The sequence below is a fragment of the Shinella zoogloeoides genome (assembly GCF_022682305.1).
Taxonomy (GTDB): Bacteria; Pseudomonadota; Alphaproteobacteria; order Rhizobiales; family Rhizobiaceae; genus Shinella; species Shinella zoogloeoides_B.
The window spans coordinates 2,704,003-2,727,071 of the sequence record NZ_CP093528.1; the positions used below are offsets into that span (position 1 = coordinate 2,704,003).

Sequence of the window (23,069 nt, forward strand, 5' to 3'; positions counted from 1 at the left end):
CCCTCCTCAATCCGCCAGCCGGTCCTCCAGATAGCGCTTCAGCGTCGCCCGCGTGCCGTCCCGCTGGAGGGATTTGAGCGCATGGGCGAACCGCTTGCGGAAGAGGTCCGATCCCGCCACCGTTCCGAAGATGTCCTTCAGTTCGAGGAAAGCGCCCGGATCACCCTTCGCCGCCGTCGCGGCGGCGCGGATGCGATCGATATTGGGGTCGTTGAAGGCGATATCCTTGCCGCTGTCCGATTTACCCGCGAGGTAATGGCACCACAGGGCCGAGACGAGCGAAAGGCCGACGACGTCCTCCCCGCGCGAAAGCCGGTCGGCGGTCGAGGGCAGGATGAATTTCGGCTGGCGGTTGGAGCCGTCCTGCGCGAGACGCGGGATCGTGTCGGCGATCTTGGGGTTCAGGAAGCGCCGTTCGATCAGGGCGAAATAATCGTTGAGGTCCGTGTCCGGCACCGGCGGGATGACGGGAATGATCTCCTCGCGCTCCAGCTTGGCGAGGAAGGCGCGGATATCCGCGTCCTCCATCGCCTCGTGCACGAAGTGGATATCGAGCAGGGCGGCCGGATAGGCGATGGCCGCATGGCCGCCGTTGAGGATGCGGATCTTCATGTGCTCGTAGGGAGCGACATCCGGCACGAACTGCACGCCGGCCTTTTCCAGCGCCGGGCGACCCTGCGGAAAATTATCTTCCAGCACCCATTGCTTGAACTCCTCACAGAAGACCGGCCAGGCATCGTCGATGCCGTAATCGTCCGCCGCGATGGCGATCTCGCGCGCGCCCGTCGCCGGCGTGATGCGGTCGACCATGCCGTTCGGGAAGGCGACATTGGCCTCGATCCAGTCGGCAAGAGCCGGATCGGAGAGGCGGGCAAGACCGGACACAGCCGCGCGGGTCACCTTTCCATTGTGCGGAATGTTGTCGCAGGACATGACGGTATAGGGCGCGATACCCTTGTCCCGGCGCGCCTTGAGGCCCGCGAGGATGAGGCCGAAGACGGTTTTCGGATCGCCGGGATTCGCCGCATCGGCGGCAATGGCCGGGTGGGTCGGGTCGAAGACGCCGGACGCCGGGTTGATGAAGTAGCCGCCCTCGGTGATCGTCAGGGAAACGATGCGGATCGCCGGATCGGCAAGCTGGGCAATGGTCGCCGCCGCATTGCCGGGCGCAAGGTAATCGATCATCGCGCCCGTGACGCGCGCGCCGGAGCGGTTGTTGTCCTGCTCCACCACCGTCGTCAGGAAATCCTGTCCCGCCAGCTTATCGCGCATCGCCGCATCGGACGGCAGGACGCCCGCGCCGACGATCGCCCAGTCATGGTCGAGGCCGAGATTGAAGAGATCGTCCAGATAGACCGCCTGATGCGCCCGGTGGAAATTGCCGACGCCGAAATGGACGATGCCGGCCGCAAGGCCGCCGCGCGCATAGGCGGGCACGCTTGCCGTTGCAGCAATGTCCTTGAGGGTGGCGAGCGACAGTTTCGTGGTCATGGGTCCAGTCCTTCCGGTCTATCCGGTCTTGTCTCGTGCCGGGTCCGCGCGCGCGGGCTCAGCTCATCCAGTTGCCGCCGTCGACATTGTAGGTCTGGGCAACGACATAGTTGCTCTCCTGCGAGGCGAGGAAGATCGCCATGCCGGTGAGGTCATCCGCCGTTCCCATGCGGCCGAAGGGTACTTCCGCGCCGACGAGGCGCTTCTTCTCGCCGAGCGGACGGTTCTCGTATTTCGCAAAGAGCGCATCGACGCCGTCCCAGTGCTCGCCGTCGACCACGCCGGGAGCGATGGCGTTGACGTTGATGCCGTGCCTGATGAGGTTCAGCCCCGCCGACTGGGTCAGGCTGATGACCGCCGCCTTGGTGGCGCAATAGACGGCAACCAGCGCTTCGCCGCGCCGGCCGGCCTGGCTCGCCATGTTGACGATCTTGCCGCCGCGGCCCTGCGCGATCATCTGCTTCGCCGCCGCCTGCATCGTGAAGAGCGTGCCGGCGACATTGATCGAGAACAGCCTGTCGTAGCTCTCCCGCGTGATCTCGACGAGGGGCGCGAGGTCGAACAGCGCCGCATTGTTGACGAGGATATCCAGCCCGCCGGCCTCCTTGACGCAAGCCTCAATGGCCGCATCGATGGAGTCCTGCCGCGTCACGTCCATCTGCACCGCGTAGGCCGCGGAGCCGATTTCGGAGGCAGTTGCCGAGGCCCGCTCGATGTTGATGTCGGCGATGGCGACGCGCGCGCCTTCCCGCACATAGGCTTCCGCGAATGCGCGGCCGATCCCCCGCGCCGACCCGGTGATCAGCGCGCTCTTGCCTTCCAGTCTTTTCATCGGATTGCCATTCCCTTGTCGTCGAAGCGGTGGATACGGGTCTCGTCGGGGGTGAGGTAGACCTTATCGCCGTGGGTGACGGGGAAGTCGCCGTCGGCACGAACGGTGAGCATGCCCACACCTTCGACATTGACGTGGAGGAACGTGTCGGAGCCGAGATGTTCGGCAACGCCGACGACGCCCTTCCAGGTGCCGCTCTCCTTGGAGAGCCTGATATGCTCAGGCCGGATGCCGGCGGTCGGCGCGTTCCAGGGCTTTGCCGCCTCACCCTTGACGAAGTTCATGCGCGGCGAGCCGATGAAGCCGGCAACGAAGAGGTTATCCGGCTTGTTGTAGAGATCGAGCGGCGAACCCACCTGCTCGATATTGCCGGCATTCAGCACCACGATCTTGTCGGCCATGGTCATCGCCTCGACCTGGTCGTGGGTGACGTAGATCATCGTGGTCTTGAGCTGGTGATGCAGCTCGCTGATCTCCAGCCGCATCGTGCCGCGCAACGCCGCGTCGAGGTTGGACAGCGGCTCGTCGAATAAAAAGGCCGACGGTTCGCGCACGATGGCGCGGCCGATAGCCACGCGCTGGCGCTGACCGCCGGAAAGCTGTCCTGGCCGCCGCTCCAGGTAATTGGTGAGGTTCAGCACGCGCGCGGCTTCCGTCACCTTCTTGTCTATCGCCGCCTGATCCATCTTGGCCATCTTCAAGGGGAAGGCGATGTTCTTGGCGACGCTCATATGCGGATAGAGCGCATAGGACTGGAATACCATTGCGAGCCCGCGCTTGGCGGGAGCAGCGGCCGTCACGTCCTTGCCGTCGATCTCGATGGTGCCGCTTGTCGTATCCTCGAGGCCGGCGATGAGGCGCAGCAGCGTGGACTTGCCGCAGCCGGACGGGCCGACGAAAACGACGAACTCGCCGTCCTCGATGGTCAGGTCGATGCCCGGGATGACCTGGGTCGCACCGAAGGACTTGTTGACTTTCTTCAGGATGATCTTGCCCATGAGTTCCCTCCCCTTACTTCACGGCGCCGAAGGTCAGGCCGCGGACAAGCTGCTTTTGTGAGAACCATCCCATGATGAGGATGGGGGCGATGGCGAGCGTGGATGCCGCCGAGAGCTTCGCCCAGAACAGGCCCTGCGGACTGGAGAACGAGGCAATGAAGGCGGTCAGCGGTGCGGCGTTGGTCGTCGTCAGGCGGATCGTCCAGAAGGCTTCGTTCCAGGCAAGGATGATGTTGAGGAGCATGGTGGAGGCGATGCCCGGCACCGCCATCGGCGTCAGCACGTAGACGATCTCGCCCCAGAGCGAGGCTCCATCCATGCGCGCGGCTTCCAGGATCTCGCCCGGGATTTCGCGGAAATAGGTGTAGAGCATCCAGATCACGATCGGCAGGTTGATCATGGTCAGCATGACCGTGAGGCCGATGCGGCTGTCGAGCAGGCCGAAGTCGCGGAAGAGGAGATAGATCGGCACGAGGACGGCGACGGCCGGCATCATCTTCGTCGAGAGCATCCACATCAGGATGTCCTTGGTGCGCCGTGTCGGGGCGAAGGCCATCGACCAGGCGGCGGGCACGGCGATCAGAAGCGCCAGCAGCGTCGAGCCGATGGAGATGATCACCGAGTTCAGGAAGAACTTGAAGTAGTTGCTCTGCGCCTGCACGGCCGCATAGCTTTCCACCGTGCCCGAGGGGATGAGGTTGAAGCCCTGGATGGCCTCGGTCTCGGACTTGAACGAGGTGATGATCGTGTAGAGGATCGGGAAGAAGATCACGAGCGCGACGATCCATGCGGCGATCGTGAAGGCGATGGTTCTTCTCTTGGAAACAGCGCGGGCCATAGGTCTCTCCCCCTACTTGTCCAGGTTCTTGCCGACGGCGCGCATCAGGAAGAAGGCGACGATATTGGCGAGGATGACGGCGATGATGCCGCCGGCGGACGCTCCGCCGACGTCGTAGCCGAGCAGCGCGGTCCGGTAGATCAGGAACGGCAGGTTGGTCGAGGCATAGCCCGGCCCGCCATTGGTCGTGACGAGGATTTCCGCGTAGACGCCGAGCAGGAAGATCGTCTGGATCAGGATCACGACGGTGATCGAGCGCGAAAGATGCGGCAGCGTCAGGTAGATGAAGCGGCTGACGAAGCCAGCGCCGTCCATCTCCGCCGCCTCCTTCTGCTCACCGTCGAGCGATTGCAGCGCGGTCAGCAGGATGAGCGTGGCGAAGGGCAGCCATTGCCAGGCGACGATAATGATGATCGACAGCAGCGGGAACTGCGCGAACCAGTCGATGGGCTGGAAGCCGAGGGCGCGGTTGATATCCGCCAGCACCCCGTAGCCCGGATGCATGATCATGTTCTTCCAGACGAGCGCCGCGACCGGCGGCATGACGAAGAACGGCGAGATGATCATGATGCGCACGATCCCCTGCCCCCACATCGGCTGGTCGAGGAGAAGCGCGATGCCGATCCCGCCGGCGACGGTGATGAGCAGCACCCCGCCGACGATCAGCAGCGTGTTCCAGATCGACTGGAAGAAGGCCGGGTCGGTGTAGAAGTATTTGTAGTTGAACAGCCCCGCCCAGCTCACATTGCCGGGATTCAGGAGATTGTAGTTCTGGAACGAGAACCACAGCGTCATCGCCAGCGGCACGATCATCCAGACCAGAAGCAGGCCCACAGAGGGCGCCAACATCACCCGCGCCAAACCGCGCGTATTCTCCGTCGCCATGATTTCCTCCCGAGAGCCGGTGCGGCCGGCCGATGCTGTCAAATCGTAAGCGCTGCGGCAGAACGGCGCGCCCATCGTTCCTCGCCCCGTTTACGGGGAGAGGATGCCGGCAGGCAGGTGAGGGGCAGCGCCGCAAACAACACCCCGCGTCATCGGCTGCCCGAACCGCAGTCCGGGCAGCCTGTCCTTGGGGAGGAGGCTTACTTGATGTAACCGGCGCGGGTCATTTCGCGCACGGCCGTGGTCTGTGCCTGTGCGAGCGCGTCGTCCACGGAGGACTGGCCGGCGAGCACCGCCGAGAAGAGCTGGCCGACCGTCGTGCCGAGGCCCTGGAATTCAGGGATCGCGACGAACTGGCCACCCGTATAGGGCACCGGCTTGACCGAGGGCTTGGTGATATCCGCCGCGTCCATGGCCGCAAGGGTCGGAGCCGCGAAGGGCGCTGCCTTCTGGTATTCGGCATTCTTGTAGAGCGAGGTGCGCGTGCCCGGAGGAACGTTCGCCCAGCCTTCCTTGCTGGCGACGAGCTCGGTGTAGCCCTTGCCGGTTGCCCAGGCGATGAACTTCTGCGCGGCTTCCGCCTTGGTCGAGCTTGCCGGGACGGCAAGGTTCCACGACCACAGCCAATGGCCATGGTTGCCGTTGCCCGTGTCCGGGAAGATCGCGTAGCCGACCTTGTCGGCGACCGTCGAATCCTTCGGGTTGGAGACGAAGGAAGCGGCGACCGTCGCGTCGATCCACATGCCGCACTTGCCCTGCTGGAAGAGCGTCAGGTTCTCGTTGAAGCCGTTGGACGAGGCGCCCTGCGGGCCGGCATCCTTCATCATGTCGACGTAGAATTGGAGGGAAGCCTTCCATTCCGGCTGGTCGAACTGCGGCTGCCACTTCTCGTCGAACCAGCGTCCGCCGAAGGAGTTGTTGAGCGCGGTGAGGAACGCCATGTTCTCGCCCCAGCCGGCCTTGCCGCGAAGGCAGATGCCGTTGATGTCGGCATTGCGGTCCGTAATCTTGCGGGCGGCTTCGCCGATGAATTCCCAGGTCGGGGAATCGGGCATGGTGAGGCCGGCCTTCTCGAACAGGTCCTTGCGGTACATGATCATGGCGGATTCGCCGTAGAACGGCGCGGCATAGAGCTTGCCATCGACGGAAAGGCCGCCGCGGATCGCCGGCAGCAGGTCGTCGACATCGTAGTCGGCGCCGAGGCCGTCGAGCGAGACCAGCCAACCCTGCTTGGCCCAGATCGGAACCTCGTAATTGCCGATCGTCACGATGTCGTACTGGCCGCCCTTGGTCGCGATATCGGTCGTGACGCGCTCGCGCAGCACGTTTTCCTCGAGCGTCACCCACTCGAGCTGAATATCCGGGTTCTTTGCGGTGAAGTCTTCCGTCAGCCCCTGCATGCGGATCATGTCGCCATTGTTGACGGTCGCGATCGTCAGCGTTTCGGCATTGGCGAAACCGGCGAGGAGAGCAGCCGAGCTGACGCCCAGCAGAAGGGTTCTCAAATTCATCATCTTCCTCCCAGAAGAGTTGTGAGCATTTGCTTCGCTCGTGAGCAATTACCCATAATTCGACACAGGAAGTCAACGCCCATTCGTTGCTGCACTGCACAATGCGGGCAGCCAAACCTTGAATCTCATGGGAAATTTCTGCCCAGCGACAGGCGATCCACAGCCGGTGGAAGCCTGTTTTCAGGCGGAAAGCAGGTAGCGCGCCGTCTCTTCGTCGGTAATGACGCCGTTGATCATGCGCCCGCGCAGGGCCGCCAGCAGGGCGGCATATTTGCGCTTGCCCTTGGCGAGACCGATGACGGTGGTCGTTTCGCGTGGCGGCAGGGGCACGGAGGCGACGCGCTCGTTGATGCTGCCGTCCAGCAGCCTGCCGTCACGGTCGAACATCCAGCCGCAGATCTCGCCGGCCGCCCCCTCCTCCATCAGCCGCGCCATCTCTTGCGGGTCGAGGAAGCCGTCGAGGCAGAGCGGCGCATCGGCGCCAAGCTCGCCGATGCCGACGAAGACGACATCCGCCTCCCGGCCGAGCTGGAGCGTCGATTGCACGAGGCTCTGGCGGTGCAGGAGATCGCGCTCTTCGGCCGAGGAAACGAGAACCGGCAGCGGCATCGGATAGTGCCGGGCCTTCACCGCATCGGCCATGGAGAAGATGACGTTGTAATAGGCGGCCGAGCCGTCCGGCCCGATATTGCCGGTCAGCGACATGATGCGGTGCTGCGGACATTCCATGGCCGGCAACTGGTCGATGGCCGCCTTGAGCGTGCGCCCCGTGCCGACCGCCAGCACGATGGGTTCGCTCTTCTTCAGCCAGCGCTCGATTTCCGCCGCGCCCGCCTCGGCAATGCCGATGGTCGTCGAACTGGACCCCGGATCGCCCGGCACGATGTCGACATGCACAAGGCCGAACTTCCGCTTGAGCGCCTCGCCCAGTTCCAGGCATTCGGCGATGGGATGGTCGAGGCGCACCTTGATCAGCCGCTCGGCGACGGCGAGCGAGACGAGGCGCTGCGCCGACTGGCGGGAAATGCCCATGGCGGCGGCAATCTCGTCCTGCGTGCGGCCCGCGACATAATAGAGCCAGCCGGCCCTTGCCGCATCGTCCAGCCGCCCGGCTGTTTCCGTCCGCTTCGCCATCGTCTTCCCCGGTTGTTCCCCACGATTTGCTGCATCTTTTCATGCCACCTGTCAAACGTCATCTCATGACGCATAAAGAACAGGCAAAGCCGCGCCGCTCTATCGACATGGCGAAAAGATAACCGGATCTCTCATGTTTATTTTCGCTGCAAGCCCCGGAAAACCGGCATTTCTTTTGAAATTTTACCGTTTGATAAAAAAATAAACCTGAGTTACCGTTCTCCTATTCAAAAAGCCCACGCGAATGGGAGATAACGATGGGAACGACGCAATCTGGGATTCATCGGGGGCGTCTTGCGCCGGCCGAATACGAGACGAACTTCTCCGACCTCCACCCGCGCCTCGACGACCATGAGGCGCTGGTCGCAGCCGACCGCTGCTACTTCTGTCACGACGCGCCGTGCATGACGGCCTGTCCCACCTCCATCGACATTCCGATGTTCATCCGCCAGATCTCGACGGGCAATCCCATCGGCTCGGCCAAGACGATCTTCGACCAGAACATCCTCGGCGGCATGTGTGCCCGCGTCTGTCCGACCGAAACGCTCTGCGAACAGGCCTGCGTGCGCAACACGGCGGAACACCGCCCCGTCGAGATCGGCCGTCTGCAGCGTTACGCGACCGACGTCGCGATCACGGAAAACCAGCATTTCTACGAGCGCGCGGCGCGCACCGGCAAGGCCGTGGCGGTCGTCGGCGCCGGCCCGGCGGGCCTTGCCTGCGCCCATCGCCTCGCCATGAACGGCCATGACGTCGTGGTCTTCGAGGCGCGCGAAAAGGCCGGCGGCCTCAACGAATACGGCATCGCCACCTACAAGGCCGTCGACGACTTCGCCCAGCGCGAGGTCGACTACGTGCTTGCCATCGGCGGCATCGAGGTGAAGAACGGCCTGAAGCTCGGCCGCGACTTCACGCTCGCCGACCTCACCGCCAATTTCGACGCCGTCTTCCTCGGCATGGGTCTTTCGGGCGTCAACGCGCTCGGCGCGGAAGGGGAGAACCTTCCCGGCGTCGTGGATGCCATCGACTTCATCGCCGAACTGCGGCAGGCCGCGGACAAGGCAACCGTTCCCGTCGGCCGGCGCGTCGTTGTCATCGGCGGCGGCATGACGGCCATCGACGCGGCCGTGCAGGCCAAGCTCCTCGGCGCGGAAGAGGTGACGATCTGCTACCGCCGCGGCAAGGAGCACATGAACGCCTCGCCCTTCGAGCAGGACCTTGCTGCCTCCAAGGGCGTGATGATCCGCCACTGGCTCCAGCCGAAGCGCGTCATCGCCCGCGACGGCCATGTCGCCGGCATCGAGGTGGAATATACCGAGATGCGCGACGGCAGGCTCACCGGCACCGGCGAGACTGGGGCGCTCGTCGCCGACCAGATCTTCAAGGCCATCGGCCAGACCTTCGAGGCAGCCGGCCTCGGCTCCCTCGCCATGGCCTCGGGCCGCATCGCCATCGATGCGGAAGGTCGCACCTCGATACCCAATGTCTGGGCGGGCGGGGACTGCGTGAAGGCCGGCGAGGACCTGACGGTCACCTCGGTCGCACAGGGCCGCGACGCGGCCGATTCGATCAACCGCATGCTGGCTGCCGGCGCGCAGCCTTCCTTTGCCGTCGCTTGAGGGAGATGAGACATGGCTGATCTTCGCAACAATTTCGTCGGCATCAAGTCGCCCAACCCGTTCTGGCTCGCCTCCGCGCCGCCGACCGACAAAGCCTACAATGTCGAGCGCGCCTTCAAGGCGGGCTGGGGCGGCGTGGTCTGGAAGACCCTCGGCGAGGAAGGCCCGCCGGTCGTCAACGTCAACGGCCCGCGCTACGGCGCGATCTGGGGCGCCGACCGCCGGCTCCTCGGCCTCAACAATATCGAGTTGATCACCGACCGCGACCTCTACACGAACCTGCGCGAGATGAAGCAGGTCAAGATGAACTGGCCGGACCGAGCGCTCATCGCCTCCATCATGGTGCCCTGCGAGGAGGAGAGCTGGAAAGCCATCCTGCCGCTGGTGGAAGAGACCGGCGCGGACGGCATCGAACTGAACTTCGGCTGTCCGCACGGCATGTCCGAACGCGGCATGGGCGCGGCGGTCGGCCAGGTGCCGGAATATATCGAGATGGTCGTGCGCTGGTGCAAGCAGTATACGCGCATGCCGGTCATCACCAAGCTGACACCCAACATTACCGATATCCGCAAGCCCGCCCGCGCGGCCAAGGCCGGCGGCACCGACGCTGTGTCGCTGATCAACACGATCAACTCGATCGTGTCCGTCGATCTCGACAGCTTCGCCCCGAACCCGACGGTCGGCGGCAAGGGCACCCATGGCGGCTATTGCGGCCCGGCGGTCAAGCCCATCGCGCTCAACATGGTGGCCGAGATCGCCCGCGACCCGGAAACCTACGGCCTGCCGATCTCCGGCATCGGCGGCGTGACGACGTGGCGCGACGCCGCCGAGTTCCTCGTCCTCGGCGCGGGCAACGTACAGGTCTGCACCGCCGCCATGACCTACGGCTTCAAGATCGTGCAGGAAATGATCTCCGGCCTTTCCGACTGGATGGATGCAAAGGGTCACCGCAGCCTCGACGACATCTGCGGCCGCGCCGTACCGAACGTCACCGACTGGCAGTACCTCAACCTCAACTACATCGCGAAAGCCCGCATCGACCAGGATGCCTGCATCAAATGCGGCCGCTGCCACATCGCCTGCGAGGACACCTCGCACCAGGCGATCACGCAGTTCGTCGACGGCGTCCGGCATTTCGAGGTGATGGAGGATGAGTGCGTCGGCTGCAACCTCTGCGTCAACGTCTGCCCCGTCGAGAACTGCATCACCATGGTGGGCCTCGAAGCCGGCACGCTCGACCAGCGCACCGGCAAGCCGGTCGATCCGAATTACGCCAACTGGACGACCCACCCGAACAATCCCATGGCCCGCCAGGCCGCGGAATAAGCGAACCCTGCCGGGGCCTCAGGCCCCGGCAAACTGGTCGTAGGCGCGCATCGCGTCGGCCGCGTACATCAGCGCCGGCCCACCGCCCATATAGACGCACATCGCCATCACCTCCGCGACCTCATGCCGGCTCGCACCCAGCTCGATCAGCGCCTTGGCGTGGAAGCCGATGCAGCCGTCGCAGCGCTGCGTCACGCCGATGGCAAGCGCAATCAGCTCCTTCGTTTTCTTGTCCAGAACACCCTCGGCGCCTGCGCCCTTCGCGAGGGCGGAAAAGCCCTGCATCGCCTCCGGCGTCAGCTTTCGCAACTCGCCCATATAGGCCGAGATATCCCTGGTGATCGCCTTGTAGTCCTTCGTCATGGCTCGCTCCTTGCGGCTTTACATTTCATATTTTCTTGATATCATAAAATTATAAATCGTAAAGAGGTGCCCGTGACGATTACCGAGGAAATGCCGGCGAAGGCCGAGACGGTGGCGAACTTCCTGAAGGGCCTCGCCAATCCGCATCGCCTTCTCATCCTCTGCGCGCTGGCCAACGGCGAGCGCAGCGTGAGCGACCTCATCGAGGAGACGGGCATCGCCCAGACCTCGATGTCGCAGCACCTCGCCAAGTTGAAAGAGGAAGGGATCGTTACCTACCGGCGCGATCACCGCACCCTCTTCTATGCCATCGACCACCCCGCCGTGATGGAGATCATGGCCGTACTCTACGCCCGCTTCTGCGCAAAGGACTGATCATGACCGCAACCGTATCCCCCAAAGACGCCGCCCTGTGGCTCGCCTCCGGCGAAGCCGTGCTGATCGACGTGCGCGAGCCGGACGAATTCCGCGCCGAGCACATCGCCTGCGCCGCCTCAATCCCGCTGTCCTCGCTTGGAAATGCGCTTGCCGGCGCGCAGATACCCGCCGCCCGCAAGATGATCTTCCAGTGCCTGAAGGGCGGACGCGGCGCGGCGGCCTGCCAGACGGCGGAAGCCGCCGGCGCGGGCCACGCGATCTACAATCTCGAAGGCGGCATAGCCGCGTGGAAAGATGCGGGCCTGCCTGTCGTCGGCAGCGGCAAGACGGCGGCGATCCCGCTTTTCCGGCAGGTGCAGATCGCGGTGGGCATCATGATTGCCACGCTGATCGCGCTCGGGTTTTCCGGCCTGACGGCCGCTTTCGCCATGGCCGGCGTCATCGGCGTCATGCTGGTCTTCGCGGGCACCACGGGCTGGTGCGGCATGGGCATGCTGCTCGCGCGCATGCCCTGGAACCGGCGGACGGCGTGACGGCCGTCAGCCGAAGATGTTGAGGCCCTGCCCCGCGCTATAGGCAAGGTAGGCGAGCGCCGCGAAATAGACGATCGTCAGCACCACCATCACGTAGCCGCCGAGCACCACCAGCCCGTCGCGCTGCGAGATGCCGGCGGCGAGCAGGAGAATGGCGACGCCCGGCAGCGTGTTGGAGAAGGGAATGAGGCCGAGCGGGGCCATGAGCAGCAGCCCCGCGCCCATCAGCACGAGACCGTTGACGCGGTTCATCACCGCGCCCGTCGTCAGCGCGCCCATGCGCGGCTTGAAGAAGCGGTCGATCTTGCGCAGGAACGTCACGCCGCGCTCCAGCACCGGGCGCAGCTTGCCGCTTTCCAGCCGCCGGTCGGCGACCTTCGCCGGCAGCCAGGGCAGGCGGTTGAGGGTGATGGCCGCGCTGATCAGCACGATGCCCGCACCGAAGACGGTGGAAACGCCGGGGATCGACACCGGAAACAGGAAGGGCAGCGACAGGAAGGCGCAAAGCAGCAGCAGGCCGCTTTCGCCCATCATCGCCAGGAGATCGCGCAGGGTGATGTGCTCGCCCTTGATCGAATGGATGATGTCCTCGAGCAACTCGCTCGTCTTGCGGTCCGTGTCGTTGAAGCCGATGGCCGTCGTCATGCAATGTCCTTTCGAATGTCGCCGGCCTATGGGCGGCGATTGCGGCTTTCCTGTGGGGTGACCGCTGCCGCGAAACCGCGTCGCACTTTCGCGCAAATTGCTCTATGACCACACCGCGCCGCAGACAATAGGGTGATTTTCTTGACGAAGCGTATGCCGGCCCGGGCGGGCCTCTCCGTTCATGCGACGGGCCGTGAAAAGCTCAAGGGCCATCTCGCCATGCTGCTCTTCGCCGTGCTGATCGCCGGCTCCTTTTCCTTCGGCGGGCTGGCCGCGCGCTACATGGAGGCCGAGCCGCTGATGCTCTGGCGCTATATCATGACCATCGCGGTCATGGCCGCCCTCGCCTTCGGCGTCTTTCGCGTACCGGCAAGGTTCCCGAGGGAGGCATGGCGATTCCTGCTGCTCGGCGGCCTCATCGCGATCTATATGCTCACCATGTTCATGGCGCTGGAATTCACCAGCCCCGTCGCGACAGGCGCGGTCTTCACCCTCATGCCGCTTCTCAGCGCCGCCTTCGCGCTGCCGGTGCTCGGCCAGAAGACCCGGCCCGGCGTGCTCGCCGGCCTGATCATCGCTGCGGCCGGCGCGATCTGGGTCATCTTCCGCGGCGATATCGGCGCCATCCTGTCCTTCGATGTCGGCACCGGCGAGATGATCTTCTTCATCGGCGTCGTCGGACATGCGCTCTATGTGCCGCTCATCCGCCGCTTCGATCGCGGCGAGCCGGCTGTCGCCTTCGGCTTCTGGGTCACGGTCGGCGCGACGCTCTGGCTCGTGCCGCCGGGTATCCGGGACCTGCTGCAGGTGGATTTCTCCGCCCTGCCCCTCGCCGTCTATGCCGCCGTCACCTATCTCGCGGTCGTCACGACGGCCGGCACATTCCTGCTGCTCCAATATGCCTCGATGCGGCTGCCGGCTTCCAAGGTGCTCGGCTACGGCTACCTGACGCCGAGCTTCATCATCCTGCTCGAAGGCATTCTCGGCCACGGCTGGGCAAGCCTTCCGGTACTGGCCGGCGCCCTCGTCACCGCCTGCGGCCTCGCACTGATGGCGCTCCTGCCCGACTGATCGTCAGGCCGGCTCCTCGCTGATGTCGAGGCCGGTCACGAAAAGCTGTTCGAGGAAGCGCGCCGCATCCTCGAAGCGCCCCTCACCGGACTGGTCCTGCCCCAACACCGCGCGCACCTGCACGTCGAAGTCAGCGTAATGCTGCGTCGTCGACCAGATCGAGAAGATCAGGTGATAGGGATCGCATTTGGCGATCTTGCCCGCCTTGGCCCAGGCCCGGATGACTGCCGCCTTCTCGTCGACGAGCGATTTCAGCGGTCCCTTCAGCTCATCCTCGATATTCGGCGCGCCCTGCAGGATTTCATTGGCGAAAAGCCGGCTTTCCCGGGGAAAGTCCCGCGCCATCTCCAGCTTGCGGCGGATATAGCTGCGGATTTCCGCCACCGGATTGCCCGCCGCATCGAACTCGCGCAGCGGATCGAGCCAGGTATCGAGCACGCGGGTGATGAGCGCCCGGTGCATCGCCTCCTTGGTGCGGAAATAATAGAGCAGGTTCGGCTTGGACATGCCCGCCACCTCGGCAATCTGGTCCACCGTCGCGCCGCGAAACCCGTGCAGCGAGAAGACCTCCAGCGCGGCTTCGAGGATCTGCTCCTCCTTCGCCTCCTGGATGCGTGTGCGCCGCTGTGTCCTCGCCGCCCTCGGTAATGCCATCGTGCCCCCTCGGCCATTCCGCTTCCCGAAAACTGCCGTCAAATTCACCAGTTTAACCAGCCGCCATTTTCTTGGGCGCTCGCCCATGGTTTTTGGTTTTTCGGCTTGAGTGCCGCAACGGAAGCTGTAATGTTTACCAACCGGTCAAATTATCAGACAGTTATCAAGTAAAGGCAACTGCTGATCGGACGGCGCAAAACAACAATCGCGCTGCCAGCCGGTGGGAACAAATCAGGGCTGCAAAAGCCCGAAGACGTGGGAGCATACGACATGGCCGCACCCGGCGAGAACATGCGTGTCAACGCAGACCGCCTGTGGGATTCCCTCATGGACATGGCGAAGATCGGCCCCGGCATCGCCGGCGGCAACAATCGCCAGACCCTGACCGACTCGGACGCCGAAGGCCGCCGCCTCTTCCAGAAATGGTGTGACGCCGCGGGCCTGACCATGGGTGTCGACACCATGGGCAACATGTTCATGACGCGCGCCGGCACGGACCCCGAGGCGCTGCCCGTCTATATCGGCTCGCATCTCGATACCCAGCCGACCGGCGGCAAGTATGACGGCGTGCTGGGCGTGCTTGCGGGCCTTGAGGTCGTGCGCTCGCTCGACGATCTCGGCATCCGCACGAAGCACCCCATCGTCGTCACCAACTGGACGAACGAGGAAGGCGCGCGCTTCGCCCCCGCCATGCTCGCCTCCGGCGTCTTCGCCGGCGTGCATACGCAGGATTACGCCTATGGCCGCAAGGACCCGGAAGGCAAAACCTTCGGCGACGAACTGAAGCGCATCGGCTGGATCGGCGAAGAAGAAGTCGGCGCGCGCAAGATGCACGCCTATTTCGAATACCACATAGAGCAGGGACCGATCCTCGAGGCGGAAAAGAAGGATATCGGCGTCGTCACCCACTGTCAGGGCCTCTGGTGGCTGGAATTCACGCTGACCGGTCGCGAGGCGCATACCGGCTCGACACCCATGAATATGCGTGTCAATGCCGGCCTTGCCATGTCGCGCATCCTCGAAATGGTGCAGGCGGTCGCCATGGAGAACCAGCCGAGCGCCGTCGGCGGCGTTGGCCAGGTGTTCTTCTCGCCCAATTCGCGCAACGTGCTGCCCGGCAAGGTCGTCTTCACCGTCGATATCCGCTCGCCCGACCAGAAGAAGCTCGACGGCATGCGCGCCCGCATCGAGGCGGAAGCGCCGAAAATCTGCGAGGCGCTCGGCGTCGGCTGTTCCGTCGAGGCGGTGGGCCATTTCGACCCCGTCACCTTCGACCCGACGCTCGTCGCCACCGTCCGCAAGGCCGCCGAAGACCTCGGCTACAGCCACATGAACCTCATCTCCGGTGCCGGCCACGACGCCTGCTGGGCCGCCAAGGTGGCTCCCGCCACGATGATCATGTGCCCCTGCGTCGGTGGCCTCTCGCACAACGAGGCGGAGGACATTTCGAAGGAATGGGCCGCCGCCGGCGCGGACGTGCTGCTTCATGCGGTGATCGAGACGGCGGGCATAGCCGAGTGATCTTCAACCGCCCGGTCAACCGGGCGGCTCCACCCGTTGCGTGCACCAAAATCAAGACAGGGAACGGACCAACATGAGCACAGTCATCAAGGGCGGAACCATTGTCACCGCCGACCTGACCTACAAGGCGGACGTCAAGATCGAGGGCGGGAAGATCGTCGACATCGGCCCGAACCTTTCCGGCGACGAGGTGCTGGACGCGGCGGGCTGCTATGTCATGCCGGGCGGTATCGATCCCCACGTCCACCTCGAAATGCCCTTCATGGGCACCTATTCGGCCGACGATTTCGAAAGCGGCACACGCGCCGGCCTTGCCGGTGGGACGACCATGGTGGTCGATTTCTGTCTGCCCGATCCCGGCCAGTCGCTGCTCGACGCGCTGAAGCGCTGGGATAACAAGTCGACCCGGGCCAATTGCGACTATTCCTTCCATATGTCCGTGACGTGGTGGGGCGAGCAGGTCTTCAACGAAATGAAGACCGTAGTGGAAGAACACGGCATCAACACCTTCAAGCATTTCATGGCCTACAAGGGCGCGCTGATGGTGAACGACGACGAGATGTTCGCCTCGTTCCAGCGCTGCGCGGCGCTCGGCGCGCTGCCGCTCGTCCATGCGGAGAACGGCGACGTGGTCGCCGCCATGCAGCAGAAGCTGATGGACGAGGGCAACAACGGGCCGGAAGGCCACGCCTATTCCCGCCCGCCCTCCGTCGAGGGCGAGGCGACGAACCGCGCCATTATCATCGCCGACATGGCCGGCGCGCCGCTCTATGTCGTGCACACGTCCTGCGAGCAGGCGCACGAGGCCATCCGCCGCGCCCGGCAGAACGGCATGCGCGTCTACGGCGAACCACTGATCCAGCACCTGACGCTCGACGAGACGGAGTATTTCAACAAGGACTGGGACCACGCCGCCCGCCGCGTCATGAGTCCGCCCTTCCGTAACAAGCAGCACCAGGATTCGCTCTGGGCCGGCCTCGCGGCAGGCTCGCTGCAGGTGGTGGCGACCGACCATTGCGCCTTTACCGGTGATCAGAAGCGCTTCGGCGTCGGCGATTTCCGCAAGATCCCGAACGGCACCGGCGGCCTTGAAGACCGGATGCCGATGCTCTGGACCTACGGCGTCAACACCGGCCGGCTCACCATGAACGAGTTCGTGGCCGTCACCTCCACCAATATCGCCAAGATCCTCAACGTCTACCCGCGGAAGGGCGCGATCCTCGTCGGCGCGGATGCGGATATCGTGGTGTGGGATCCGAAGCGCTCCAAGACCATCTCGGCGAAGAACCAGCAGTCCTCCATCGAATACAACGTGTTCGAAGGCAAGGAAGTGACCGGCCTGCCGCGCTACACGCTGACGCGTGGCGTCGTCGCCATCGAGGAAGGCACCGTCAAGACCCGCGAGGGCCACGGCCAGTTCGTCAAGCGCGAGCCTTTCGCCGCCGTCAACAAGGCGCTGTCGACCTGGAAGGAAATCACCGCGCCGCGCAAGGTGGAGCGCAGCGGCATTCCGGCGAGCGGCGTCTGATGCCCGACGGCCGGTCACTTTCCGCCCTTCTTCTCGGCCTTGCTCTCGCCGGCCCGGCGGGAGCGGCGGCCGACATCGTCGATGGCAGCTACGGCGACAAGGAGGGCTGCCACTACGCCGAAACCGGCGAATCCTCCGGCGCCGATATCTTCTTCCTGCTCGACAAAGCGGGCGTCACCACCGCAGTCTCCTATTGCGAGTTCCAGGGCGAGGGCACGAAGACCGGCGACGCCACGGTCGTCAAGGCCGGCTGCCATGAGGAAGGCTCGGAGGAGGTCACGCCCTACGAACTGACCCTGACGCCGGATAGCGGCGGCTACACGATCGGCTTTCCCGACGGCACGCGCTGGGGGCCGCTGGCGAGGTGCGGGAAGTGACGGCGCGGCACCCGGCATATAGGCGCCGACGCGCAAACCAGCACCGCGAGATGCAGCAGAAGCACCACGCGCTCCTGCTCGTAGGGCACTGTCCGGACGCGGCGGCCCGCACATCCTCTGGAAAGAATTCCGCACACATCGCGAAACGCCTGACAATGCCGATTGCAATGCCGGAAATGGACATGCAGTCTTGCAAGAACCGCGCTGTGCGAGGCGCTGAAAGATGAGCAGCATGGCCCCATCCGATACCGTCGTTGCAGCAAAAGACCTCGGCCTCACCTTCCAGACCGCCGACGGCCCGGTCACGGCGCTCACCGGCGTCGATCTCTCCGTCGAGAAGGGCGACTTCGTCTCCTTCATCGGGCCTTCGGGTTGCGGGAAGACGACTTTCCTGCGCGTCATCGCCGATCTTGAAAGGCCGACCTCCGGTACGATCACCGTCAACGGCATGACGCCGGAAGAGGCCCGCCGGCACCGCGCCTATGGCTATGTCTTCCAGGCGGCCGCGCTCTATCCCTGGCGCACCATCGAGAAGAACATCGCCCTGCCGCTCGAGATCATGGGCTATTCGAAGGCCGACCAGAAGGCGCGCATCGAGCGCACGCTCGATCTCGTCAACCTCTCGGGCTTCGGCAAGAAATATCCCTGGCAGCTCTCCGGTGGCATGCAGCAGCGCGCCTCCATCGCCCGGGCGCTCGCCTTCGACGCCGATCTTCTCCTGATGGACGAACCCTTCGGCGCACTCGACGAGATCGTGCGCGACCATCTCAACGAACAGCTCCTGAAGCTCTGGGCCGCGACGCAAAAGACCATCTGCTTCGTCACCCACTCGATTCCCGAGGCGGTCTATCTCTCGACGAAGATCGTCGTCATGAGCCCCCGCCCCGGCCGCGTCACCGACGTCATCGAATCCCCACTGCCGAAGGAACGCCCCCTCGGCATCCGCGAGACGCCGGAATTCCTGGAGATCGCGCACCGCGTCCGCGAGGGACTGCGCGCCGGCCACAGCTATGAGGAGCACGCCTGATGCCGTCCTCCCCTTCCTCCTCCCCCGCGAGGCGCTGAACCATGGAACAGGCAAGTTTCCTTCGTGACCGCCTGCTCCCGATAGGCACCGTGCTTATCGCCCTCCTCGCCCTCTGGTACGTCTTCGTCGTCGTGTTGAACGCGCCCTTCGAGCGCGATACGGCCGCGCGCGCCGGAACCAGCATCGGCTTCATGGAGCTTCTGCCGAAGACCATGGTACAGGAGCGGCCGGTGCTGCCGGCACCGCACCAGGTCTTCGCCGAACTGTGGGACACCACTGTCAACAAGGCGATCACCTCCAAGCGCAGCCTCGTCTACCACGCCTGGATCACCCTTTCGGCCACGCTGCTCGGCTTCGCCATGGGTGCGGCACTCGGTATCCTGCTCGCCATCGCCATCGTGCACAACCGCGCCATGGACCGCTCGCTGATGCCCTGGGTTATCGCCAGCCAGACGATCCCCATTCTCGCCATCGCGCCGATGATCATCGTCGTGCTGAATGCCATCGGCATTTCCGGCCTGATGCCGAAGGCGCTGATCTCCACCTATCTCTCCTTCTTCCCCATCGTCGTCGGCATGGTGAAGGGCCTGCGCAGCCCGGAGCAGATCCAGCTCGACCTGATGCACACCTACAATGCCTCGGCCATGCAGACCTTCTGGAAGCTGCGCTGGCCGGCCTCCATGCCCTATCTCTTCACCTCGCTGAAGGTGGCGGTCGCCATCTCGCTCGTCGGCGCCATCGTCGGGGAGCTTCCGACAGGCGCCGTCGCCGGCCTCGGCGCGCGCCTCCTCGCTGGCTCCTATTACGGCCAGACGGTGCAAATCTGGGCGGCGCTTTTCATGGCGGCCGCGGTGGCGGCGCTGCTCGTCATCATCGTCGGCTTCGCCCATAGCCTCGTCCTCAAGCGCATGGGGGCACGGGCATGAACGCATCGATCCTGATCGCCGCCGTCATCTTCTGGCTCGCAGCCTGGGCATTCAACGAGTGGCTGGTGCGCCGGAGGTTCCTGAACCCGGCAGCCGACCGCGCCGCGCGCCTTGCCGTGCCCCTCATCTTCGGCATCACCATCCTCGTCCTGTGGGAAGGCATCGTACGGGGCTTCAACATCCCCTCCGTCCTCCTGCCGCCGCCGAGCATGATCTGGACGCGGCTCATCAATTCCGTCCCGACACTGTGGGCCGACTTCCGCCAGACCTTCCTGAAATCCGTGCTGGTCGGCTACGCGCTCGGCTGCGGCCTCGGCTTCCTCGTCGCCATTCTCATCGACCGCTCGCCCTTCCTGCAGAAGGGCCTGCTGCCGCTCGGCAATTTCGTCTCCGCCCTGCCAGTCATCGGCGTCGCGCCCATCATGGTCATGTGGTTCGGCTTCGACTGGCAGTCGAAGGTCGCCGTCGTCGTCATCATGACCTTCTTCCCCATGCTGGTGAACACCGTCTCCGGCCTTGCCGCGACGAGCCACATAGAGCGCGACCTGATGCGCACCTACGCCGCCGACTGGTTCCAGACGCTGGTGAAACTGCGCCTTCCGGCCGCCTGGCCCTTCATCTTCAATGCCCTCAAGATCAATTCCACGCTGGCGCTGATCGGCGCCATCGTCGCCGAGTTCTTCGGAACGCCCATCGTCGGCATGGGCTTCCGCATCTCCACGGAAGTGGGCCGCATGAATGTCGACATGGTCTGGGCCGAAATCGCGATCGCCGCGGTGGCTGGCTCCCTGTTCTACGGGATCGTCGCGCTCATCGAGCGGGCCGTCACGTTCTGGCATCCGTCTGTCCGCGGTGGACAGGCGTAACAAGAAGAAAGAGGGAACTGACATGAAAACGAAGATCGCATCGCTGCTGCTGGCAAGCGCCTTCTCGCTTGCCGCGTTCCAGGCAGGGGCCGCCGACAAGGTGACGCTGCAACTCAAATGGGTCACCCAGGCCCAGTTCGGCGGCTATTATGTCGCGAAGGACAAGGGCTTCTATGAAGAAGAGGGCCTCGACGTCGAGATCAAGCCGGGCGGCCCGGACATCGCCCCCGCGCAGGTGATCGCCGGCGGCGGCGCGGACGTCATCGTTGACTGGATGCCCTCGGCGCTGGCCAGCCGCGAGAAGGGCGTGCCGCTCGTCAACATCGCCCAGCCCTTCAAGTCCTCGGGCATGATGCTGACCTGCCTCAAGGAATCCGGCGTCAAGGGACCGGAGGACTTCAAGGGCAAGACGCTCGGCGTCTGGTTCTTCGGCAACGAATATCCGTTCCTGTCCTGGATGAGCCACCTGAAGATCCCGACCGAAGGCGGACCGGACGGCGTGACGGTGCTCAAGCAGGGCTTCAACGTCGACCCGCTGATCCAGAAGCAGGCCGCCTGCATCTCGACCATGACCTACAACGAATACGGCCAGGTTCTCGACGCCGGCATCAAGCCGGAGGACCTCGTCACCTTCAAGTACGAGGACCAGGGCGTGGCGACGCTGGAAGACGGCCTCTACGTGATGGAGGACAAGCTCAAGGACCCGGCCTTCAAGGACAAGATGGTCCGATTCGTGCGCGCCTCCATGAAGGGCTGGAAATATGCGGAGGAAAATCCGGACGAAGCCGCCGGGATCGTGCTTGAGAACGACTCCACCGGCGCCCAGACCGAAGCGCATCAGAAGTTCATGATGGGCGAGGTCGCCAAGCTGACCGCCGGCTCCAACGGCGCGCTCGACGAGGCCGACTACAAGCGCACGGTCGAATCCCTGCTCGCCGGCGGCTCGGACCCCGTCATCTCCAAGGAGCCGCAGGGCGCCTGGACCCACGAGATCACGGACGAGGCCCTCAAGTAATCCTCGTTTCGAGAACAAGAACGTGCGGGGGCTTGCCCCCGCACGTTTCGTTTCAGGGACCGGGAACCGGTGCGCCGACACACCGTCATTGTCATGGAAATGCCACGCGCCTAAAATAATGAGGCACCATTCCGTTGCCCCTTGTAAGGATGGCGGGCGCCAATTACATAGACCGCACAGTTGGACCGGAACAGGCTGGGGAGCCGTTCCGCATCCACGATACTGGCAGGCAATAGGGTCCGGCAGAACGACAAGAAGATCGCCCGGATCAAGATCATAAAGTTCATGCTTTTTGGGAAAGTTCGGCCTATGGCTTCTGGACGCAGGACAATTCTCTCTTTTTCCGTCGCCGCCGTCATGACGGCCACGCCCGTCCTCGCCCTCGCCGATGAGGCCCCGGGCGATACGGCCGGGCAGCAGACGCAGAATCTCCCGGCCATCGTGGTCACGACCGCCGAACCCCATGCCATCGTCGACCGCGTGATCGCCACCGGCACGATCCAGGCGGTCGAAGAGGTTTACGTCACGCCGCTCGTCGAGGGCCTTTCCATCCGCACGCTCGCCGCCGATGTCGGCGACAGGGTGGAGAAGGACGGCACGCTCGCCACGCTGAACGACGACGCCCTCCTCCTGCAGAAGAGCCAGACCGAAGCTTCCCTCGCCAAGGCCGAGGCCGCGCTGGCGCAGATCAAGGCGCAGCTTGCCGAAGCCCGGGCCAATGCCGACGAGGCCGTCCGCGCCCGCGACCGCGCGCAGAAACTCGTGAAATCCGGTTCGCAGTCGCAGGCCGCCGCCGACCAGGCCGTCGCGGCCGCCGACGCGGCGCTCGCCCGCGTCAATTCCGCCGAGCAGGCGATCTCGGTCTCGCAGGCAGACATAAAGGTGGCCCAGTCGCAGATCGACGATATCGACCTGAAGCTTGCCCGCACGGCGGTCAAATCGCCGGTTGCCGGCATCGTTTCCGCCCGCACGGCCAAGATCGGCGCGATTGCGACCGGCGCGGCCTCGCCGCTCTTCACCGTCATCCGCGACGGCGAGATCGAGCTGAAGGCCGATGTGGCCGAGGATGCCGTGCTCAAGCTCGCACCGGAACAGAAGGTCACCGTAACGCTGGCCGGCGGCGCCGCGAAGCTCACCGGCACGGTCCGCCTCGTCGAACCGACACTCGATCCGCAAAGCCGCCTCGGCCACGTCTACATTCGCTTCACCGAACCGGACAAGGCGCGCGCCGGCATGTTCGCCAGCGCCGAGATCGTCGTGGCGGAAAAGAAGGGCATCGCCCTGCCGCTCTCCGCCATCACCACGGCGGACGGCAAGACGGTGGCCCGCAAGGTCGAGAACGGCATCGTCACGTTGGTCCCGGTCGAAACCGGCATCCAGGACGGCCAGCTCGTCGAGATCGTCAGCGGCCTTGCCACCGGCGACGAGGTGGTCGCCAAGGCCGGCGCCTATGTCCGCGACGGTGACCGGATCAACCCGGTGCATGGCGAGCAGGCCTCGGCCACGAAATGACACGAGCGCTCCGCCGCGG

23 protein-coding genes are annotated in these 23,069 nt (G+C 64.6%); 13 read left to right on the forward strand and 10 right to left on the reverse strand.

Going from position 1 to position 23,069, the window contains the following annotated elements:
* Nucleotides 1-6 precede the first annotated feature (6 nt).
* The 7 genes from MOE34_RS13510 to MOE34_RS13540 all read right to left on the reverse strand — a co-directional run bounded on the left by MOE34_RS13510 (nt 7) and on the right by MOE34_RS13540 (nt 7,689).
* On the reverse strand, nt 7-1,491 hold the full coding sequence (locus MOE34_RS13510) for a mannitol dehydrogenase family protein (RefSeq protein WP_242217665.1): 1,485 nt from the start codon (nt 1,489-1,491) through the stop codon (nt 7-9).
* Nucleotides 1,492-1,549: 58 nt separating this feature from the next.
* Nucleotides 1,550-2,323, reverse strand: coding sequence for an L-iditol 2-dehydrogenase (locus MOE34_RS13515; protein WP_242217667.1), 774 nt, complete (start codon nt 2,321-2,323; stop codon nt 1,550-1,552).
* Entirely contained in the window at nt 2,320-3,321 is a 1,002-nt protein-coding gene (locus MOE34_RS13520; protein ID WP_242217668.1) for an ABC transporter ATP-binding protein, read from the reverse strand. The genes MOE34_RS13515 and MOE34_RS13520 overlap by 4 nt, the downstream gene beginning before the upstream one ends.
* A 13-nt stretch (nt 3,322-3,334) precedes the next feature.
* Nucleotides 3,335-4,159, reverse strand: a complete 825-nt coding sequence (locus MOE34_RS13525) for a carbohydrate ABC transporter permease (RefSeq protein ID WP_242217669.1) — start codon at nt 4,157-4,159, stop codon at nt 3,335-3,337.
* A gap of 12 nt (nt 4,160-4,171) precedes the next feature.
* Complete coding sequence (locus MOE34_RS13530) at nt 4,172-5,044, reverse strand: carbohydrate ABC transporter permease (RefSeq protein WP_242217670.1); 873 nt, start codon at nt 5,042-5,044, stop codon at nt 4,172-4,174.
* A 200-nt stretch (nt 5,045-5,244) separates the two neighbouring features.
* A complete protein-coding gene (locus tag MOE34_RS13535; RefSeq protein WP_242224009.1) occupies nt 5,245-6,555 on the reverse strand; it encodes an ABC transporter substrate-binding protein in 1,311 nt (436 codons plus the stop codon).
* A gap of 180 nt (nt 6,556-6,735) precedes the next feature.
* Nucleotides 6,736-7,689, reverse strand: coding sequence for a sugar-binding transcriptional regulator (locus tag MOE34_RS13540; protein ID WP_242217672.1), 954 nt, complete (start codon nt 7,687-7,689; stop codon nt 6,736-6,738).
* Between the two features lie 257 nt (nt 7,690-7,946).
* On the opposite strand from MOE34_RS13540, the gene MOE34_RS13545 reads away from it, so the two are divergent.
* Both MOE34_RS13545 and preA read left to right on the forward strand, forming a co-directional pair.
* On the forward strand, nt 7,947-9,308 hold the full coding sequence (locus tag MOE34_RS13545) for an NAD(P)-dependent oxidoreductase (RefSeq protein ID WP_242217674.1): 1,362 nt from the start codon (nt 7,947-7,949) through the stop codon (nt 9,306-9,308).
* Between the two features lie 12 nt (nt 9,309-9,320).
* A complete protein-coding gene (gene preA / locus MOE34_RS13550) occupies nt 9,321-10,634 on the forward strand; it encodes an NAD-dependent dihydropyrimidine dehydrogenase subunit PreA (protein ID WP_242217675.1) in 1,314 nt (437 codons plus the stop codon).
* A gap of 18 nt (nt 10,635-10,652) precedes the next feature.
* On the opposite strand, the gene MOE34_RS13555 is transcribed toward preA, so the two are convergent.
* Nucleotides 10,653-10,997 (reverse strand): carboxymuconolactone decarboxylase family protein, encoded by a 345-nt coding sequence (locus MOE34_RS13555; RefSeq protein ID WP_242217678.1) that lies wholly within the window; start codon nt 10,995-10,997, stop codon nt 10,653-10,655.
* Nucleotides 10,998-11,069: 72 nt separating this feature from the next.
* On the opposite strand from MOE34_RS13555, the gene MOE34_RS13560 reads away from it, so the two are divergent.
* Together MOE34_RS13560 and MOE34_RS13565 are read left to right on the forward strand one after the other, a co-directional pair.
* Entirely contained in the window at nt 11,070-11,372 is a 303-nt protein-coding gene (locus MOE34_RS13560; protein WP_242217679.1) for an ArsR/SmtB family transcription factor, read from the forward strand.
* Nucleotides 11,373-11,374: 2 nt separating this feature from the next.
* Nucleotides 11,375-11,908, forward strand: coding sequence for a rhodanese-like domain-containing protein (locus tag MOE34_RS13565; protein ID WP_242217680.1), 534 nt, complete (start codon nt 11,375-11,377; stop codon nt 11,906-11,908).
* Between the two features lie 6 nt (nt 11,909-11,914).
* On the opposite strand, the gene MOE34_RS13570 is transcribed toward MOE34_RS13565, so the two are convergent.
* Nucleotides 11,915-12,553, reverse strand: a complete 639-nt coding sequence (locus MOE34_RS13570) for an exopolysaccharide biosynthesis protein (RefSeq protein WP_242217681.1) — start codon at nt 12,551-12,553, stop codon at nt 11,915-11,917.
* A 141-nt stretch (nt 12,554-12,694) separates the two neighbouring features.
* Between MOE34_RS13570 and MOE34_RS13575 the strand changes: the two genes are divergently transcribed.
* Nucleotides 12,695-13,624, forward strand: a complete 930-nt coding sequence (locus MOE34_RS13575) for a DMT family transporter (protein WP_242217682.1) — start codon at nt 12,695-12,697, stop codon at nt 13,622-13,624.
* A 3-nt stretch (nt 13,625-13,627) separates the two neighbouring features.
* On the opposite strand, the gene MOE34_RS13580 is transcribed toward MOE34_RS13575, so the two are convergent.
* Nucleotides 13,628-14,278: a TetR family transcriptional regulator C-terminal domain-containing protein gene (locus MOE34_RS13580; protein ID WP_242217684.1), complete on the reverse strand. Its 651-nt coding sequence runs from the start codon at nt 14,276-14,278 to the stop codon at nt 13,628-13,630.
* A 270-nt stretch (nt 14,279-14,548) separates the two neighbouring features.
* Here MOE34_RS13580 and MOE34_RS13585 point away from each other — a divergent pair, with 270 nt between their 5' ends.
* The 8 genes from MOE34_RS13585 to MOE34_RS13620 all read left to right on the forward strand — a co-directional run bounded on the left by MOE34_RS13585 (nt 14,549) and on the right by MOE34_RS13620 (nt 23,050).
* On the forward strand, nt 14,549-15,799 hold the full coding sequence (locus tag MOE34_RS13585; protein WP_242217686.1) for a Zn-dependent hydrolase: 1,251 nt from the start codon (nt 14,549-14,551) through the stop codon (nt 15,797-15,799).
* A gap of 73 nt (nt 15,800-15,872) precedes the next feature.
* The gene (hydA, locus tag MOE34_RS13590) at nt 15,873-17,327 is read left to right on the forward strand and encodes a dihydropyrimidinase (RefSeq protein ID WP_242217687.1); all 1,455 of its coding nucleotides are present in this window, start codon (nt 15,873-15,875) and stop codon (nt 17,325-17,327) included.
* Nucleotides 17,327-17,704: a hypothetical protein gene (locus MOE34_RS13595; RefSeq protein WP_242217688.1), complete on the forward strand. Its 378-nt coding sequence runs from the start codon at nt 17,327-17,329 to the stop codon at nt 17,702-17,704. Before hydA ends, MOE34_RS13595 begins: the two co-directional genes overlap by 1 nt.
* A 232-nt stretch (nt 17,705-17,936) precedes the next feature.
* Nucleotides 17,937-18,731, forward strand: a complete 795-nt coding sequence (locus MOE34_RS13600) for an ABC transporter ATP-binding protein (RefSeq protein WP_431522442.1) — start codon at nt 17,937-17,939, stop codon at nt 18,729-18,731.
* Nucleotides 18,732-18,772: 41 nt separating this feature from the next.
* Nucleotides 18,773-19,657, forward strand: a complete 885-nt coding sequence (locus MOE34_RS13605) for an ABC transporter permease (RefSeq protein ID WP_242217692.1) — start codon at nt 18,773-18,775, stop codon at nt 19,655-19,657.
* Nucleotides 19,654-20,523 (forward strand): ABC transporter permease, encoded by an 870-nt coding sequence (locus MOE34_RS13610; protein WP_242217694.1) that lies wholly within the window; start codon nt 19,654-19,656, stop codon nt 20,521-20,523. Before MOE34_RS13605 ends, MOE34_RS13610 begins: the two co-directional genes overlap by 4 nt.
* Before the next feature lie 22 nt (nt 20,524-20,545).
* Nucleotides 20,546-21,538: an ABC transporter substrate-binding protein gene (locus MOE34_RS13615; protein WP_160786338.1), complete on the forward strand. Its 993-nt coding sequence runs from the start codon at nt 20,546-20,548 to the stop codon at nt 21,536-21,538.
* Nucleotides 21,539-21,847: 309 nt separating this feature from the next.
* The gene (locus MOE34_RS13620; RefSeq protein WP_242217695.1) at nt 21,848-23,050 is read left to right on the forward strand and encodes an efflux RND transporter periplasmic adaptor subunit; all 1,203 of its coding nucleotides are present in this window, start codon (nt 21,848-21,850) and stop codon (nt 23,048-23,050) included.
* Nucleotides 23,051-23,069 lie beyond the last annotated feature (19 nt).